The 16997-nt window shown below is 55.6% G+C and carries 18 protein-coding genes; 5 read left to right on the forward strand and 13 right to left on the reverse strand.

The genetic code is table 11. The features are described from left to right. Positions 1-317 (reverse strand): hypothetical protein (locus tag AC2FJ5_RS20775; protein WP_496794456.1); only part of this gene is annotated, 317 nt, incomplete at its 3' end. A gap of 54 nt (positions 318-371) precedes the next feature. Next, positions 372-596: a DUF6512 family protein gene (locus AC2FJ5_RS20780; protein WP_496794457.1), complete on the reverse strand. Its 225-nt coding sequence runs from the start codon at positions 594-596 to the stop codon at positions 372-374. A 322-nt stretch (positions 597-918) separates the two neighbouring features. On the opposite strand from AC2FJ5_RS20780, the gene AC2FJ5_RS20785 reads away from it, so the two are divergent. Next, complete coding sequence (locus AC2FJ5_RS20785; protein ID WP_496794472.1) at positions 919-1257, forward strand: c-type cytochrome; 339 nt, start codon at positions 919-921, stop codon at positions 1255-1257. 416 nt (positions 1258-1673) lie between these two features. Continuing rightward, positions 1674-2090, forward strand: coding sequence for a c-type cytochrome (locus tag AC2FJ5_RS20790; RefSeq protein WP_496693115.1), 417 nt, complete (start codon positions 1674-1676; stop codon positions 2088-2090). A gap of 140 nt (positions 2091-2230) precedes the next feature. Here the strand turns inward: AC2FJ5_RS20790 and AC2FJ5_RS20795 are convergent, their stop codons facing one another. After that, positions 2231-2599: a hypothetical protein gene (locus tag AC2FJ5_RS20795; RefSeq protein WP_282022420.1), complete on the reverse strand. Its 369-nt coding sequence runs from the start codon at positions 2597-2599 to the stop codon at positions 2231-2233. Between the two features lie 621 nt (positions 2600-3220). Here AC2FJ5_RS20795 and AC2FJ5_RS20800 point away from each other — a divergent pair. Both AC2FJ5_RS20800 and AC2FJ5_RS20805 read left to right on the forward strand, forming a co-directional pair. Continuing rightward, on the forward strand, positions 3221-3817 hold the full coding sequence (locus AC2FJ5_RS20800; RefSeq protein ID WP_496693114.1) for a TetR/AcrR family transcriptional regulator: 597 nt from the start codon (positions 3221-3223) through the stop codon (positions 3815-3817). A 122-nt stretch (positions 3818-3939) separates the two neighbouring features. Continuing rightward, positions 3940-5046, forward strand: a complete 1107-nt coding sequence (locus AC2FJ5_RS20805; RefSeq protein WP_496693113.1) for an alkene reductase — start codon at positions 3940-3942, stop codon at positions 5044-5046. A gap of 471 nt (positions 5047-5517) precedes the next feature. Here AC2FJ5_RS20805 and AC2FJ5_RS20810 read toward each other — a convergent pair whose 3' ends face one another. The 7 genes from AC2FJ5_RS20810 to AC2FJ5_RS20840 form a co-directional block, all read right to left on the reverse strand. Continuing rightward, positions 5518-7029, reverse strand: a complete 1512-nt coding sequence (locus AC2FJ5_RS20810) for a mannitol dehydrogenase family protein (protein WP_496794458.1) — start codon at positions 7027-7029, stop codon at positions 5518-5520. Continuing rightward, entirely contained in the window at positions 7029-7802 is a 774-nt protein-coding gene (locus AC2FJ5_RS20815; RefSeq protein ID WP_496794459.1) for an L-iditol 2-dehydrogenase, read from the reverse strand. Before AC2FJ5_RS20815 ends, AC2FJ5_RS20810 begins: the two co-directional genes overlap by 1 nt. Continuing rightward, positions 7799-8803 carry an ABC transporter ATP-binding protein gene (locus AC2FJ5_RS20820; RefSeq protein ID WP_496794460.1) on the reverse strand — a complete coding sequence of 335 codons (1005 nt, stop codon included), beginning with the start codon at positions 8801-8803 and terminating at the stop codon, positions 7799-7801. Before AC2FJ5_RS20820 ends, AC2FJ5_RS20815 begins: the two co-directional genes overlap by 4 nt. Positions 8804-8815: 12 nt before the next feature. After that, complete coding sequence (locus tag AC2FJ5_RS20825; protein WP_142639541.1) at positions 8816-9646, reverse strand: carbohydrate ABC transporter permease; 831 nt, start codon at positions 9644-9646, stop codon at positions 8816-8818. A gap of 12 nt (positions 9647-9658) precedes the next feature. Beyond that, on the reverse strand, positions 9659-10525 hold the full coding sequence (locus tag AC2FJ5_RS20830; protein WP_142639539.1) for a carbohydrate ABC transporter permease: 867 nt from the start codon (positions 10523-10525) through the stop codon (positions 9659-9661). A gap of 107 nt (positions 10526-10632) precedes the next feature. Beyond that, the gene (locus AC2FJ5_RS20835) at positions 10633-11934 is read right to left on the reverse strand and encodes an ABC transporter substrate-binding protein (protein ID WP_271951885.1); all 1302 of its coding nucleotides are present in this window, start codon (positions 11932-11934) and stop codon (positions 10633-10635) included. Between the two features lie 92 nt (positions 11935-12026). After that, on the reverse strand, positions 12027-13052 hold the full coding sequence (locus AC2FJ5_RS20840; protein ID WP_271951883.1) for a LacI family DNA-binding transcriptional regulator: 1026 nt from the start codon (positions 13050-13052) through the stop codon (positions 12027-12029). A gap of 114 nt (positions 13053-13166) precedes the next feature. Between AC2FJ5_RS20840 and xylB the strand changes: the two genes are divergently transcribed. Further along, positions 13167-14603, forward strand: a complete 1437-nt coding sequence (gene xylB, locus AC2FJ5_RS20845) for a xylulokinase (protein ID WP_496794461.1) — start codon at positions 13167-13169, stop codon at positions 14601-14603. A gap of 7 nt (positions 14604-14610) precedes the next feature. Here the strand turns inward: xylB and AC2FJ5_RS20850 are convergent, their stop codons facing one another. The 3 genes from AC2FJ5_RS20850 to AC2FJ5_RS20860 form a co-directional block, all read right to left on the reverse strand. Next, the gene (locus AC2FJ5_RS20850; RefSeq protein ID WP_496794462.1) at positions 14611-15129 is read right to left on the reverse strand and encodes a GNAT family N-acetyltransferase; all 519 of its coding nucleotides are present in this window, start codon (positions 15127-15129) and stop codon (positions 14611-14613) included. Continuing rightward, positions 15126-15680 carry a helix-turn-helix domain-containing protein gene (locus AC2FJ5_RS20855; RefSeq protein WP_496794463.1) on the reverse strand — a complete coding sequence of 185 codons (555 nt, stop codon included), beginning with the start codon at positions 15678-15680 and terminating at the stop codon, positions 15126-15128. Before AC2FJ5_RS20855 ends, AC2FJ5_RS20850 begins: the two co-directional genes overlap by 4 nt. 112 nt (positions 15681-15792) lie before the next feature. Then, complete coding sequence (locus tag AC2FJ5_RS20860; RefSeq protein ID WP_496794464.1) at positions 15793-16809, reverse strand: Fe(3+) ABC transporter substrate-binding protein; 1017 nt, start codon at positions 16807-16809, stop codon at positions 15793-15795. Between the last annotated feature and the right edge of the window lie 188 nt (positions 16810-16997).

Here is a 16997-nt window from a genome sequence, read left to right on the forward strand (position 1 = left end):
GTACAAAGAACGCCCACTCTTCGTCCGGCATTAGATTTCGTGCCAAGCTGGCCTCCATCGCAGATACCGGCTTGAATCACGATCAGCGGGCGCTGTGAATCCCTTTTGTCAACACGACCTAAGGTACTATAGGCGACGACTTGAACCCCAAGGAGAACCAGGCCGAATACATGGATGAGTTCACGAATTCGACCTTCATAATCAAGCATCAGAATTGACACGATCTGGCCGATGCAAATTGCTGCAACAAATAGTCCAATATCAAAAACCAAAAAGTTGCGCTCAAGTATCGCTGTGTATGCCGTGAATACTGTCACAATCGAAATAGCAGTAATTGCGAGGCTAAACCCCTTAGCACTAAATACGTCCCTTCATGTAAGTTGGGGTGGAAGCGGCATTAGGCAGGCCCAAAAAAATCCTGGCCAAAAAGCCAGCTTTAAGTGTTCCCAAATTGACTCGTTGACAGCTGCCACAAGCGCCACTGGTGCCCAACTTCCCAGCAAAACATATACAAAGTACAGCCCGGATCTGAGTAGGATCATCAGGATCGCCCCAATCGCTTCGAGCCAAACTATTCGGGATGAGGTTTCCAGCATGTTTGGATCCCCCAATCCAGATTGTCGTATACTTTGCTTAGATTCTCAAAAGTGAAATGCCCACAGGACATAGAAGGTCTACAAATAGCTTTCACCGCCCATGGTGAGCGGCAATGCCCAAGTCCTTGTAAGAGTTTCGTAAAGTTGGCCCTCATCGATTTTCAAACCGCAGTTGCGGTCATTGCCATGCGCTACAATAGACCGTAGGCTTGATTAAAAACCGGGGTAGAGCATGCACGCTAAAAGGTGGGTTATATTATCGGCTGGATTTATTGCTCTGGCCACGGCGTCGTGTTCAGACCTGTATCCTGACGCCGATGTCATGCCCACTCGCGCTGATGGAGCGGCCTTTTTCTCAGAAAACTGTACTTCTTGTCATGGTGTGGATGGTAGAGGCGGTGGCCCGGCAAGCAGCGGTCTTTCTGTTGCGCCAACAGATTTGACAACATTGAGCGCGAAGAACGGAGGCACTTTCCCTCAAGCACGCGCACTTAGCTACATCTACGGCGACCCGGAAAACAGCCATCTTACTCGGGTTATGCCGGAGTTTGGCGGGGAAATGGCGGAAGACCTGGTTCCGGTTGAAATCGAGGGTGTCTTGACGCCCACTCCGCGGGAATTAGCGGGTTTATTGTTCTTCTTAGAAAGTATCCAACAGTAGATTAGTGATCTTGGCGTTAGATCAGAAATTGACAGTTTGTCGGTGTTCTGGATTTGCACCTTTTTTGACCAGGTGACTATTGCAGACCCAGCATTGTGAAGCGCCGTGGTCTGCTATGCGTAAGCAGTCACTCAAAATAATCTGGCCGAATTGGCGTGCCGAGCCCAATTCTGGCAAACTGCGAGTTGACATATGATTTATGTCAAAGAGCCGAGCACCGTCACATGCTAAATACCGAATGTTAAATGGTGAAGCTGTTCTGAGCTCGCTGCTGCCTGTCCCCATCAATCGGTTTTGGGCCACAGGATAGCGAACGTTATATGGTAAAGGACCGACGTTGACCGGAGGAAGATGTCGGTTCATTTTGTTGTAGAAACTCTCGTTTAGCAAAGGACCTCCAGCTTATGAGGTACTTTATGATCGCTGCAAGCATGGGCATTTCTTCGGTTGCAACGATATCTGCGGCCGACGAGTTTTCGGACCTTGGGAAAGACCTTTTTGTCGAGCATTGCGCCAGGTGTCACGGAGTCGATGCGACAGGAGATGGGCCTGACGCCACTGATTTGAAAACACAGCCTGCTGATTTAACAAAGATTTCCGAACGCCGGGGGGGCGTGTGGCCCATGTTGGAGGTCATGTCGATCTTGGACGGTTATTTGAAATTACAAGAACCACGCGATGACATGCCGATAATCACCGAATTGAATGACGGCCCTGCTGTCGAATTCGATACGGGCAACGGTTTGGTTGCGCGTATTCCTTCCAGACTTATCGAAATTGCTGAGTATTTGGAGAGTATTCAGTCTCCGAAGCCGGAACGGTATGTTCCGTGAAGTTCTGCTCCACAGCTAAGTACGCTAAAGAGTGCTGCGTTGAGTGCCCTGATCTCGCTATTCTTGCCGGAGGCGGAAACAGCAAGGGAGACACGAATTTGCCAGATGCTGTACGACGTATGAGTGACCAGAAGCTAACACTAAGCTGCCATCAGACCACCAGCTTCGCCTGCGATATCGACTATGCAGTCATCGCCGGTCTGAATGCGATTTGCCGGACTTTCCCCTCGGAGTTCTGAATTGGGTGAGGTTAACCAGAATGCGCATTGCCACGGCGTCATTTCACGTGGCAGGGCTTTCAACACTTTTTCCATCAAAGGAAGCGGGGTTCCATCCTCAGCAAACTGGAAAGATGGATAGGCGTTGGCCCCTTTGTAAGGCAAAGAAAGTACCTTCCCGGTTCTTGTCCAGATATCGGCTATCCGCGTGATCTGCCAGGAGCCATTTTGCCATTGTGCGTGCACGCCGGCATCGTCCAACAACGAATACTCAAGCGCAAAATCATCCATCCGGATGTCATTGACTGCGCTACAATGTCCCTCGAAACTATGCAAATACATCTACTTACTCACCGAACTCACTAACAACTCATGAAACGATACTGACAAGAAATCGTTCTAGCCAAAGTTAAGAAGTTCACATTGGGCGAATTAAACTTCAGCTAACCTCGTTTTTTTAACCTAGCGCGCTGAAATTATTGTTGGTTTGCTTACAACGGCCCGCCGTACTGATGCTAATAAAACCAGTTCTGAATTCGTGGCTTTGTTACTCATTGGGGTAGTAATCCTCACAAGTTGAGGGCATTGGCCATGGATCTACCGAACCAATCTCTGGTTTGTGAGTGATCAACATCTACGTATTGGACAAAGCCGCCAGTCACTCTGTCCAGTGTTGGAAACGAGTACCGAGGGTGAACTTTCTTTTCTACGATCACGATCCTCTTCGTCTGACACTCCCGCAAAAAGACAAACAGTCCTGATCCTAAGATTAGCGTGACACCAAACACGGCGGGGAGGTTTTGCATTTCCACGGACCTAAATTCCTTTCTCTGGTCACAATACGGACTGACCATTCCAAAAATTCCCTACCGCCACCTTGAAATTCTGGATCAATCATTCCACATCTTGCTCATGAGCAAAGAAACTCTCGCAGTTGGCGACATCAAATCACCCGCAGGCCCGGGTAGGCCTCGCGCCTTTGACGAAGCTGAGGCTTTGGAAAAAGCCTTGTGCGTATTCTGGCACAAGGGCTACGAGACCGCATCTGTGGATGATCTGACCAAGGCCATGGGTTTGAGCCGGTCCAGCTTCTATGGAACGTTCGTCAACAAGCAGACTTTGTTTCACAAAGCCCTCAGGCACTATTCAAGGCGTGGTTTGAAAAATCTGCGTGACGTTGCAGATGCGGGCGGAAATGACCCCGTTGGTGCGATAATGGAAGCTTTGGCGAACCCGCAAGGCGGTCGTGACGGCTGCATGCTGATCAATTGCCTAACGGAACTTGCCCCGCATGACAATGAAGTGGCGGCTCTCGGGCGACAGCATTTGGAGAGTATTGACGAGATTATTGCAAGAGCGCTTGAGCCTTCGGATCCGGGACAGGTACTCGACAAGGCACGCGCCTTTGCCTCCCTTGCAATTGGCACGCTAGCCTTGCGCAAGGCGGGCATTCCCTCTGAGCAGATTTCGCAAACCCTGAAACAAGCCCGGTTGGTGATTTCGCCATAAGGCCTCCCGCTACAACAAGGAAATGAAACCTAACACAAACTCAATCAAGAGACAGTGACCCTAATATTGGACTAATTGGTCCAATAATATCTGAACGAAGTTTACCAAAGAAGGAAGCAGCAATGGCTGATGAAAAACTGTTCTCCGGCATCAAAGCTGGTGCAATCGAGCTGAAAAACCGCGTTGTCATGGCGCCACTGACCCGCAACCGGGCAAGAGCCGAAGATGACAGCGTCCATGAATTGCAGACCAAGTACTACGTGCAACGGGCGGGTGCTGGATTGATCATCACGGAAGCTTCGCAAATCTCGCCCCAAGGCAAAGGCTATGCCTGGACACCTGGCATTTATTCCGAAGCACAGATCGACGGCTGGAGAAAAGTGACTGAGGCCGTCCATGCTGAGGGCGGCAAGATCGTGATCCAGCTTTGGCATGTGGGCCGGATTTCGCATACCAGCTTACAGCCGGATGGTGGTGCCCCTGTTGCGCCATCTGCGATCGGCGCTAAGGCCAAGACCTTTGATGGTGAGCAGTTCGTCGAAACATCTGAGCCGCGGGCTCTGGCCGTCGAAGAAATTGCTGGCATCGTTGCTGACTACCGGAGGGCCGCGGAAAACGCCAAGGAGGCCGGTTTCGACGGTGTCGAGGTCCATGCAGCCAACGGATACCTTATCGATCAGTTCCTGAGGGACGAGTCCAACAAGCGTGAAGACGAATACGGCGGTCCTGTCGAGAACAGAGCACGGTTTCTGAAAGAGGTCATGGACGCAGTTGTTGACGTGTGGGGCGCCGACCGTGTTGGTGTCCGCCTAAGCCCGTTCTCGGACGCCAACAACATCTCCGACAGCGACCCGCAGGCGACATTCACTCATGCGGTCAAATTGCTGAATGGCTATGGGCTGGCCTATCTCCATCTTGTGGAGGGACAGACCGGCGGCCCCCGCGATATTCCGAAAGGTGGCGATCTGAAGATGCTCTATGATCTGTTTGACGGTGCGAAAATGGGCAACAACGCTTATGACCGAGACATGGCGATTGAAGCGGTTGAAACCGGAGCCGTCGATCTGGTGGCCTTTGGTCGGCCGTTTATTTCCAATCCTGATCTTGTCAACCGGTTGGAGAAAGGCGCCGCTCTGAATGAGCTCGATCCAACCACGCTCTACGGCGGCAATGAAAAAGGGTACACCGACTACCCGGCACTGGAAGAGGAAGCTGTTGCTGCAGAGTGATACATCGCTCTTAACTCCGTAGTGACAAGCAATACCAAGCAAAGTGAGCGCGTCGGTTTGGACGCGCTCACTTGGCAATTACGGAGATATCCATTCTTGAAGCGAGGATCTATCAAAAGCCCTCGAAAGAACTGCTTCCCTATGATCAGGGTCGAATATTTCCAATAAGAATTTACTCTTGATTGAGAAACGCCCGGTTTTAGTTGAAGAAGATGTGTGGTGACTACGATCAATTGAGCGCGTTTCTCGAACCGCGCAATGTTATGGGCAAATCGTGCAAACTTGTGCGCAAAAGTCTTCAATTTTTGTGAGTAAAATCGATGGCGGCGATGCCGCATTATGAGAACACCTACAATTTTTATGGGTGCGCGCCAATTTGCAGTGTCAGAACCCCTGCGCCGCGTTTGCACGTGATACGTCACGGAACTGCGCGGTCTTGGCCCGCGACTGATCTCCATGTGTTTTGACCGGTTACTCTGACGCGGAGGTCTGCACGACGTAGTCTGCTATCGCAGCGCGGCTGCCATGTCTCCAGATCTTGGTCAGCCAAAAAGAAAAGGCCTGACCAAAGCGGGTATCTCGGCCAATCTCGCCGTAATACTGATCCTGCTCGATCCACAGTTTCGGGTCATCTCTGGACGCCAGCGCGATGTGCTGAAGAGCGGCCCAATGGGGGTCGTTTGGCGCAATTTCAGACCCATCCTCGCGCCTGCCTGCACACATCCGGCACCAGAATGCCTCGGCCAGGGCCAGCCCGCTGGGGGCAGGGCCCGAGGCAACTGCGTCACGCAGCGAAGGCAGCAAGAACCCGGGATGCCGTGAGGATCCGTCAAACGCGACACGGCGCGTGGTGTCATGGATGGCGGTGTTTGCAAATCGCTTTTCGACCAGATCAAGATATTCACTTGGTTTAGCGCCGGGGACAGCAGCGACATGCGGGAGGATTTCTTCTGCCTGAACTTTAGCGAAAAACGCCAGGATATCAGAGTCCTGCATGCATCGTGAAATCGTCGGGACGTTCAGGATTTCTCCGACATTCGCAAGCAGCTGATGACCGCCGTTCAAAATACGCAGTTTCATCGTCTCATAGCTATGAACATCGTGGGTCAGTGTGGCACCGACTTGTTCGAGCGGCGGACGCCCTGCGCAAAAATTGTCCTCGATCACCCATTGGCGAAAGTTTTCATGTGAGACAGGTACGCGGTCATCGATTCCAAGTCCGTGGCATTGCGAAACAACCTGCTCTGTCGTAGCGGGTACAATGCAATCCACCATCGAATTGGGAAATGCGCCATATCGGTCGATCCATGTGGCTAGATTCGGGTCAGACATACGCGCCAAACCAACAATGCAGTTTCGCAGGATCACCCCGTTGCCCTGAAGGTTGTCGCAGCTGAGCGTGGTAAAGGGTTTCAAACCCTCCTTCTTGCGCTGTCGAAGAGCTGCAACAATGGCGCCAAACGCGGTTCGCGGCTGGTCTGGATGGGCGGCATCGTATCGAATGTCTTCGTGATCGGCGTTGAACGCGCCGGTATTGGCGTCCAGAAAATAGCCGCCCTCGGTCACTGTAAGCGACACAATCCGGATGGACGGATCGGCCATCTGCCGGATCAGCGTCGCATTGCCCTCTTCGATTGGCAGGTAGTCGATCATGGCTCCGACAATTTCGGCGGATATTCCCTTTGGGTCCAGCTCGATCAGTGTTGTAAGAAAGTCCTGCGCCAGCAACCTCTCTCGCATTTCGGCATCATAGCTGCGGACACCGGCCCCAATGATCGCCCAGTCCAGTGCTTGGCCCTGTTGCATCAACTGGTGGATATACCAGGCCTGATGCGCGCGGTGAAAATTGCCCAGCCCGATATGGACGATGCCGGGTTTCAGGTCTGTGGGCAGGTAATTCGGTGTCCTGACAGTCGCAGGCAAGTCTGCAAAGCTGTCGCGCCGCAGCCGCACCGGGGGATTTGCGTTTGCCAGAGGATCCATCAGCTCATCCAGTTCCCGCCGTCGACATTATAGGTTTGCGCGACGATATACTGCGCCTCGTCTGAGGCCAGAAACACGGCCATTCCGGTCAGGTCCTCGGCACGGCCCATCCGTCCGAGCGGCACCGCTGCGGCTACTTCGCGTTTCTTCTGCCCGGGCTCTTTGCCCTCATGCTTTGCAAAAAAGGCGTCCACACCATCCCAGTGTTCGCCATCGACAACACCCGGAGCGATGGCATTCACGTTGATTCCATGTTGGATCAGGTTCAGCCCCGCAGATTGGGTAAGCGAAATGATAGCGGCTTTGCTTGCGCAATAGACGGCGACCAGAGGCTCGCCCCGTCGTCCGGCTTGCGATGCCATGTTGATGATCCGGCCTTTGGTCCCGTGTTTGACCATATGGCGCGCGACGGCCTGCATCGTGAACAAGGCGCCTGAGACGTTGATGTCGAAAACTCGGTTGTAGTCGGCACGCTCGATTTCAACGATTGGTGCTGCAGTAAAGATGGCGGCGTTATTGATCAGAATGTCGATGGGACCGAAATGCGAAGCCGTCTTTGCCACCGCGGCATCGATGCTCTGCTGGTTGGTCACATCCGTCTCGATAGCCAAAGCGGCCTCACCGATTTCGGCGGCCGCTGCTTGCACGCGCGCGCCGTCAATGTCGGCCAGCGCGACACGGGCCCCTTCGGCAACATAGGCTTTGGCAAAGGCCAGTCCGATGCCACGCGCGGCCCCGGTAATCAGGGCGGTTTTACCGACCAGACGTGTCATTCGATCCGCAGGCCCTTTGCGTCAAACCGATGGATCACATCCGCGCGTGGCGTCAGATAGATGCGGTCGCCGTGGTTGAAGCCAACTTCACCCCCCGCTCGTACGGTGATCGTGTCCGCAAGGCCGGTTTCGTGAATGTGGAAGAACGTGTCCGAGCCCAGATGTTCGGAAACCCCAACCACCCCGGACCAGGTGCCGGAATTATCGGATACCTCCAGATGTTCAGGGCGCACCCCGATCGTATGGGCGTCATGTTTCGCGGCCTCTTCGCCCGAAATGAAGTTCATTTTGGGTGAGCCGATAAAGCCCGCGACAAACAGGTTTCGCGGAGTCTTATACAGCTCGAGCGGGCTGCCCACCTGTTCGATCACACCGGCCTGCAGCACGACGATCTTGTCGGCCATCGTCATCGCCTCGACCTGGTCGTGGGTCACATAGATCATCGTGGTTGCAAGGCGCTTGTGCAGCTCGCTGATTTCAAGCCGCATTCCAACGCGCAAGGCGGCGTCGAGGTTCGAGAGTGGCTCGTCAAACAGAAACGCCGCAGGCTCACGTACGATGGCGCGGCCAATGGCAACGCGCTGGCGTTGACCCCCGGACAGTTGGCCCGGTCGGCGATCCAGGTAATCGGTCAGGTTCAGGACATCAGCAGCGCCTTCTACGCGGCGGTCAATCTCGGCCTGATCCAGTTTGGCCATGCGCAGCGGAAAGGCGATGTTCTTGCGCACCGTCATATGCGGGTAGAGCGCGTAGGATTGGAACACCATGGCCAGACCGCGCTTTGCGGGCGGGACATCGGTGGCATCCGCCCCGTCAATGTCGATATTGCCCGAGGTGATATCCTCCAGCCCGGCAATCAGCCGCAACAAGGTGGATTTACCACAGCCCGAGGGGCCGACGAAGACAGTGAACTCGCCATCTTGAATGGTCAGGTCCAGCGGCGGAATGACTTCAACGTCGCCAAATTTCTTGGTCACGGATTTGAGTTGAATGCGTCCCATGCGGAGTTTTCCTTATTTCACGGCGCCGAAGGTCAGGCCGCGGACAAGTTGTTTCTGGCTGAACCAGCCAAGGATCAGGATTGGTGCGATTGCCATGGTCGATGCCGCGCTGAGTTTGGCAAAGAACAGGCCCTCGGGGCTGGAGTAGCTGGCGATGAAGGCCGTCAGCGGTGCCGCGTCAACCGCGGTTAGGTTGAGGGTCCAGAACGCCTCGTTCCAGGCGAGGATAAAGTTCAACAGGATGGTCGAGGCGATACCGGGCACCGCCATCGGCGTCAGCACATAGAGGATTTCCTCTTTCAGCGTTGCCCCGTCCATGCGGGCGGCTTCCAGGATCTCGCCGGGGATTTCGCGGAAATAGGTGTAGAGCATCCAGACAATGATCGGCAGGTTGATCAGCATCAGAACCACAACCAGACCTGCGCGACTGTCCAAAAGCCCAAGCCGGATGAACAGCAGGTAGATCGGGTATAGAACACCGACCGCAGGCAGCATCTTGGTGGACAACATCCACAGCAGGATGTCCTTGGTGCGTTTTGATGGCACAAAGGCCATCGCCCAGGCGGCGGGCACCGCGATGATCACGCCCAATATGGTCGAACCACCCGCGATGATGACCGAATTCCACAGGAACCGCATATAGTCCGAGCGTTCCTGAACGATGGCATAGTTTTCCAGCGTCCAGTCAAAGTTCAGAAACAGCGGCGGGCTGGCGATGGCCTGTGCTTCGGTCTTGAAGCTGGTCAGGATGGTCCAGAGGATCGGGAAAAAGATCAGCAGACCAACGGCCCATGCCAGGGCGGTGTTAAGCGACTTGCGACGGGGTGTAACTGAGCGGCTCATATCGTTACCTCCTCACGCGTCCAGGTTCTTGCCGACGATGCGCATCAGGAAGATCGCAACGATATTGGCAAGGATGATTGCATAGACACCTCCGGCTGATCCAAGGCCGACGTTCTGGCCCTCTAGCACGCGCTGGAAGATCAGGTAGGTGAGTGTACGGGTGCCGAAGGCGCCGCCGGTGGTCACGAAGATTTCGGCGAAGATCGACAACAGGAAAATCGTCTGGATCAGGATCACGATGGTAATCGCGCGGCTTAGATGCGGCAGGATGATATGGTAAAAGCGCTTGAGCGGTGGCGCGCCGTCCATTTCCGCGGCTTCCAACTGTTCACTGTCCAGCGACTGGATCGCGGTCAGCAGGATCAGCGTCGCAAATGGCAGCCATTGCCACGATACGATCATGATGATTGACGTCATCGACGCCTCGGATAGCCAGGAAACTGGCTCAGCCCCGAAAAAGCGCCACAGATGGGCCAGCAACCCGTTGACCGGGTCCATGAACATGTTCTTCCAGACCAATGCGGAAACGGTCGGCATCACAAAGAACGGTGCGATCACTAGGATGCGGACAACGCCTTGGCCCCACATCGGCTGATCCAGCAGCATTGCCAGAAGGATGCCCAGAACAACCGTGATGGCAAGCACACCGCCGACGATCATCAGCGTGGCCTGAACCGCGGGCCAGAAGGAACTGGAGGAGACGAAACGGACGTAGTTGTCCAAGCCGACCCATCCCAGATCACCGCCGCGCAGGGGCAGGTATTTCTTGAAGGAAAAATACAGCGTCATCGTCAGAGGCACGAGCATCCAGCCAAGAAGCAGGATCACTGCAGGTGCCATCATCAGGCGTGCAACTGATCGGGAATGTTGAGTAGCCATGACGCAAAACCTCTCTGTTCAGGCATAGCTCAGCCTGCGAGAAAAACGCGAGTTGTGGAAGGGTGAAGCGGGGGACAGACCTCTGTCCGCCCGCTGGGAAGGAGGCCTTAGTAGCCTGCGGCTTCCATTTCTTCGGCAGTGAAGGCTTGCGCTTTGGCAAGAGCTTCTTCTACTGTCTGCTGCCCGGCATAAACTGCCGAGAACTCCTGGCTCACCTGCGTGGCGATACCTGCGAATTCCGGGATCGCTGCAAACTGAATACCAACGTAAGGCACTGGCTTTACAGTCGGATTGTTCGGATCAGCCGACAGGATCGAGTCCAATGTCATCTTGGCGAACGGAACCGCCTGATAATCCGGATTTTCGTACAGCGACGTACGTGCGCCCGGAGGCACGTTGGCCCAGCCTTCGTTTTCGGCTACGAGTTCGATGTAGTCTTTGGATGTCGCCCACTCGATGAACTGTTTGGCCGAGTCTGCCTGTTCCGTACCAGCTGGAATTGCCAGAGCCCACGCCCACAACCAATTCGAGCGCTTGCCAAGCCCAGTGTCGGGTGCAAGTGCAAAGCCAACGCTATCCGCGACTGTCGAGTCTGTCGGGTTGGTCACGAAAGAAGCCGCGACCGTTGCGTCGATCCACATGCCGCATTTGCCCTGCTGGAACAACGACAGGTTTTCGTTAAATCCGTTAGTGGCGTAACCTGCGGGGCCGGACTCGTTCATCATACCCACGTAGAAGTTCAACGTGTCAGCCCATTCAGGCTGATCGAACTGCGGCTTCCAATCTTCATCAAACCAGCGCGCACCAAAGGAATTGGACATCGCTGTGATGAAAGCACCGCCTTCGCCCCAACCGGCCTTGCCGCGCAGGCAAATACCGTTGATATCAGCGTCGCGATCGGTCATCGCAGCAGCGGCTTCGCGGATGAACTCCCAAGTCGGAGCGTCCGGCATTTCCATACCCGCTTTTTCCATCAGGTCAGTGCGATACATGATCATCGAGCTTTCGCCGTAGAACGGAGCCGCGTAGAGCGTTCCATCATGGCTAAGGCCGCCTGACATGGCGGGCAGGATGTCACCTACGTCGTATTCATCCGACAGCCCGTCCAGGGGTACCAGCCAGCCGTTCGCGCCCCAGATCGGCGTCTCGTACATGCCGATGGTCATGATGTCGAATTGGCCACCTTTGGTCGTGATATCCGTTGTCACGCGCTGGCGCAGCACGTTTTCTTCCAACGTAACCCACTCGACATCGATGCCGGTCGCTTCGGTGAATTTATCGGTATAGCCCTGCATCCGGATCATGTCGCCGTTGTTCACGGTCGCTATTGTTAAGGTATCCGCTTGGGCTGCTGCCGTGGCGACGAAAGTCATTGCTGTCGCCGCACGAAGTGCGTTCTTGAGATACATCCTTGTCCTCCCTGAGCTTGGATGTTGTTTGGACAGGGTAAGGGGAAAATTGTCGCGGCGTCAATAAAAACTTTACGCGCGTTAATTTTTGATCATGCGGAGTCTCTCAAAACAAGTCGTGCAGGAAACAGTGTTTCCGTCCTCTCGTTAAATTTCCCTCCATTTTCAATGAGTTCAAAGAGAGTTTCGACGCTGCGCCCCGCTACATTGTCGTAGTCATGGGCGGCCGTTGTCAAAGACGGGCAGGTAAACCTTGAGAAGGGATGGTCATCGTTTGAAGCGACCCGCAACGCGCAGTCTTTCTTGCGACCGACCCGAATCCCTTGTTCGTAACATGCCGAAAGAAACCCGATTGCCAGGCGGTCGTTGCTGCATAAAACCGAATCCGTTTTCAGCTCTTGCCGCTCCAGAACTCCGGCGGCTCCATGTTTGCCAATCTCTTCAAATGCCCAACCCTGGCCGTCGATACTAATGACATGTGGTTCAAAGCCGAGCTGTTCCATCACTTCAATATAGGCGTGGCGCCGCTTATTAGCATTGGGGTTCGCTGGCGTTCGCATCTCAAAAAATGACGGCGGTTCGCCGGTGCGGGTCATGTATTCGACGGTTTGTGAGACGAAACTGAAATTGTCCGACCCGATAAAGGCCGCGCCCAGGCCTTCGAGATTACTGTCAAACAGGACGGTCGGCACATTGGCGCAAAACTTCTCGATCGCTGACCGATCCGAGGTGCGCCCCAAGGGCGCCAGCAGCACTCCAGCAGGCTTCATGGATTTCAACCCGTCGAGAATTTCGATTTCCAGCTTGGGATCACCATGCGAGCTGAACAGCGACGGGCGATACCCCGCAGCAATACAGCTTTGTTCCAGATAGCGCGCGATTTCGGCAAAGAACGGATCGGCAAGATAGGGAACCACGATGCCGATATTCTTGGTCAGCTTTCGGTTCTGGTTCACCGCATAGATGTTGGGGCGATAGTCGAAGCGCTCAAGCGCCTCTTCGATGCGGAGCCGTGTTGTGGGTCGAACGCTGTCCGGATCCTGAAAATACTTCGATACGGTAGGCCGAGAGATGCCGCTGAGGGCCGCAAACTCTTCCATGTTCCTGATCTTCGTCATGCCAGTCTGTTCGTCCACCTTGATCTTATCATAATTTTACATATTCTTTGCGCGCGCAAAAAAAATCAATAGCCTGGCCGGTGATATCGGAATTATGCAAGGCAAGGGGTGTGAATGTATCTTGGGATCGACATCGGAACGTCAGCGGTCAAACTCCTCTGCGCGGATGCCGGCCGAATTCTTGCGACCTCGTCAGTCGGCATCGGGACGTCGTCGCCACAGCCCGGCTGGTCCGAGCAGAACCCGGAGATTTGGTGGCAGGCGACGCGCGATGCGTTGGGCCTGCTTGCTGGCGAAATCTCCCTGTCGGATGTGAAAGCAGTCGGATTGTCGGGGCAGATGCACGGGGCCGTGCTGTTGGACCGCGACCAATGCCCCATCCGTCCGGCGATTCTGTGGAATGACAGCCGCGCGGTCCGCGAATGCGACGACATTCGCGCGGCACAGCCGCAGGTTGGTCACATCGTAGGCGTCCTGCCCTTGCCCGGCTTTACGGCGCCCAAGATTGCCTGGCTGAAACGGCATGAACCGCACAATTATGCCCGACTCTCCCATATCCTGCTGCCCAAGGATTATGTCGGCCTGCGTCTGCATGGAGAGCTGGCAACCGATACTTCCGATGCCGCAGGAACAATGTGGCTCGATCAGGCTTCACGCCGCTGGCATACCGGAATGGCGGTAGCCACGGATGTCGCTGTTGACTGGCTGCCGCAGATGTTCGACGGCCACAATGTCGTTGGCACGGTAACAGTTCGGGCTGCAGCTGAGACCGGATTGAACTCCGGCGTGCCTGTCGTGGCCGGGGGAGGGGATGCGGCAACCGGTGCGGTGTCATTGGGCGCAACTGAACCTGGACGTGGGTTTATCTCGTTGGGGACATCCGGTCAGTTGTTTGTTGCGGATCGTAAATACAAGCCCAACCCCGAACGCTATGTCCATGCGTTTGCGCATACATTGCCCGACCGCTGGTATCAAATGGCGGCGATGCTGAACGGGGCAAGGCCCATTTCGTGGATTGGTGATCAGCTGGGGCTTTCGGCTGCCGAGGTTGTCGGGCTTGCTGAAACCGTCAGCGGTGATCGCGTGCCCATTTTCCTGCCCTATCTGACAGGTGAGCGCAGCCCCCTTGGGGACCCGCATATCCGTGCCGGATTCTTTGGCCTCGAGGATGCCACCACACGTGCCGAGATCTGCCGTTCGGTGGTCGAGGCAATCGCCTTTTGTTTCGCTGATGCGGCGCAGAGCTTCGGCGACACGATAGACAATTTGCCCGAGCTTGCCGCCATAGGCGGGGGCAGCCAATCCGACCTGCTGCTGGGTCTGATCGCCGCTGTGACCGAAAAGCCCATCGTGCGTTCAGCGGGGGCGGAATCCGGCCCGGCCTATGGTGCCGCCCGGCTGGCAGCCTGTGCTGACGGCGCTCTGACCATTGCCGATCTGGCCGAGCAACCGGCGACCACCGACAGGTTCGAGCCTGCAGAAATGCATGCGTTATCTGAACGGCTGGGACGGTTTCGGCGGCTTTACACAGCCGTAAGCGCCGTGGACTGAGCGCCCCTCAGGTCAGGGTTTTGAACATAAAAGTAGTTGGTTCCAGCTGATCATTTTCCGGGTTGCGGCAGTAGTTCGGAATTTCTCCGGCAATTTCAAACCCAAGGCTTTGATAGAGGAGGAGCGACGGGTCCGTGCTGCGCGTGTCCAGCACCAAAAGGGACCGCCCCAGTTCGCGTGCCCGCGCCTCAACCGTCGCCATAAGCGCCCGCCCAATGCCCCGCCGTCGCGCGCGGGGATGAACAAGCAGCTTGGACACGTCGGCGCGATGCGCTTGGTTGGGCATCGCGGCAGGCACCAGCTGTGCGGTGCCGACAATCCGTTCGCCATCACGATAGACGAATATCTCGGCCGCGCCGGTCTGGATGTTTGGCCAGACATGGGACTGCCAATAGCGCTGCGCGTCGTCCGACGGAAATGGCTGAATGAACCCGATACTCGCCCCGCCATGCACGCAGGCGTGCAGTATCTCTGTCAGGTCATCCAGGGCGTTGTTCAGGTCACTGGCTGTCAGTCGCGATATCATATCAGCACCATCAAATACCGCGCACCGCGCTCGGCGTGGGTTTCGAAACGTGTCGGGCCAGACAGGTGATAGCGCAGGCAATCCCCGCTGGTCAGATGATGCGCGGTTCCATCCACGGTCAGGGTCAGGCCACCGTCCAGCATGATCAGGTGATGCTCCTGCCCGTGTTTTGGCGGCGTGTCATAGGTGATCACAACGCCTGGGGGCAGATGGCCTTCCATGACCTCTCCGCCAAGACCCGCGGCCGGAGGGGAGACGGATCGGCGGGTAAAGCCGGTTTCGGGGTCGCGCCATTCGGGTTGATTTTCGAAGGGAACGCGGGGGGCGAAACTGTCCTCGACCATCATCAATAGACGCGACATCGGCAGCCCATAGGCGGCACATAACCGGCCCAGAGTTTCCGCGGTGGGGCTGACATCCCCCTTTTCCATACGCGACAGGGTGGCTCGGCTGACACCGCTGTGTTCCGCCAACTGATCCAGCGACCATCTCCGCGTTTGGCGAAGATGATTCAGGTGGTTTGCAAGGCGGTCGGATAGGGTATCAGGCATAGCTCGTATATGGGAAACATTTCCGTATATGAGATTATTGACCAGAAAACATAACTTCACAATAGAAAAAGGGCGCAGAAAACTGCGCCCTTCTGCTCGATGGAATGAAAGATTACTTCCAGCCGGTCTCGTTAAAGATCTTCTGTGCCTCAGGGATGTTTTTGGCGACCTGGGACAGGTTGATCTCGTCGGCTTTGAACTCACCCAGCGCTGCCACGTTATCCGCAAGGGCGACGCCTTCGACCGCCGGGAATTCGTCATTGCCATTCGAGAAATAGACCTGCGCCTGATCGCTGGCGAGGTATTCCAGGAACTTGATCGCGTTGTCCTTGTTCGGAGCATTCGCGGCAACGCCTGCACCGGACAGGTTCATATGCGCGCCTTCGGCTTCTTGCGCTGGGAACTGGACGCCGATCATGTCAATCTCAGCGCTCAGGCCTTTGACGTCTTTACGCATTGCACGGGCAAAGTAGTAGGAGTTCGAAACGGCGATCTCGCATTCACCCGAAACAATGCCGCGCAGCTGGTCAGTGTCACCGCCCTGTGGTTCACGCGCCATGTTCGCGACCATGCCTTCGGCCCAGGTCTTGGCGGTTTCCGCGCCGTGGTTTGTGATGATCGAGGCCAGCAGGGTCTGGTTATAGGTGTTGCTGGACGACCGGATGCAGACCAGACCTTTGTATTCGGGCTTGGCCAGATCCAGATAAGACGCGGGCGGGTTGGTCACATCGGCCTTGTCAAAGAAGATGATCCGCGCGCGCTGCGAAAAGCCGTACCACTGGTTGTCTTCGTCCTGCAGGTTGGCGGGAATACGTTCTTCCAGAACCGCGCTTTCGACCGGCTGCAGGATACCCGCGTTCTTGGCACGCGCCAGACGCGAGGTATCAACGGTCAGCAAGATATCTGCGGGTGAGTTCGCGCCCTCTGCCTCCATCCGAGCAATCAGCTCGTCCGCTTTGCCTTCGATGCGGTTGATGGTGATACCGGTGGCCTCTTCGAAATCGGAATAGAGGCGTTCGTCAGTGTCGTAGTGGCGCGAAGAATAAAGGTTCAGTTCGCCCTCGGCAGCGGCAGAGGTCGCGATCAGGGCCGTCAGGGCGGCGGCAACGCAGGTAGAGGATTTCAGCATCATGTGTCCCAACATTGAAAATCGGCGCGGGTAATAACCCGACTGAAATGGTCAATTAAACGATTCTCAGTGGGATGCAAGAAATTCCGACAAAATTAGTTGGTCAAATCACTGCCAACATGTCGCTGGCTCCGACCAAGTGGTGCAGCACAGCGGGGCCTTAGGGTCGGCAAAGCCCATCCTGGCTA

The sequence above is a fragment of the Ruegeria sp. CDSA221 genome (genome assembly GCF_059611825.1).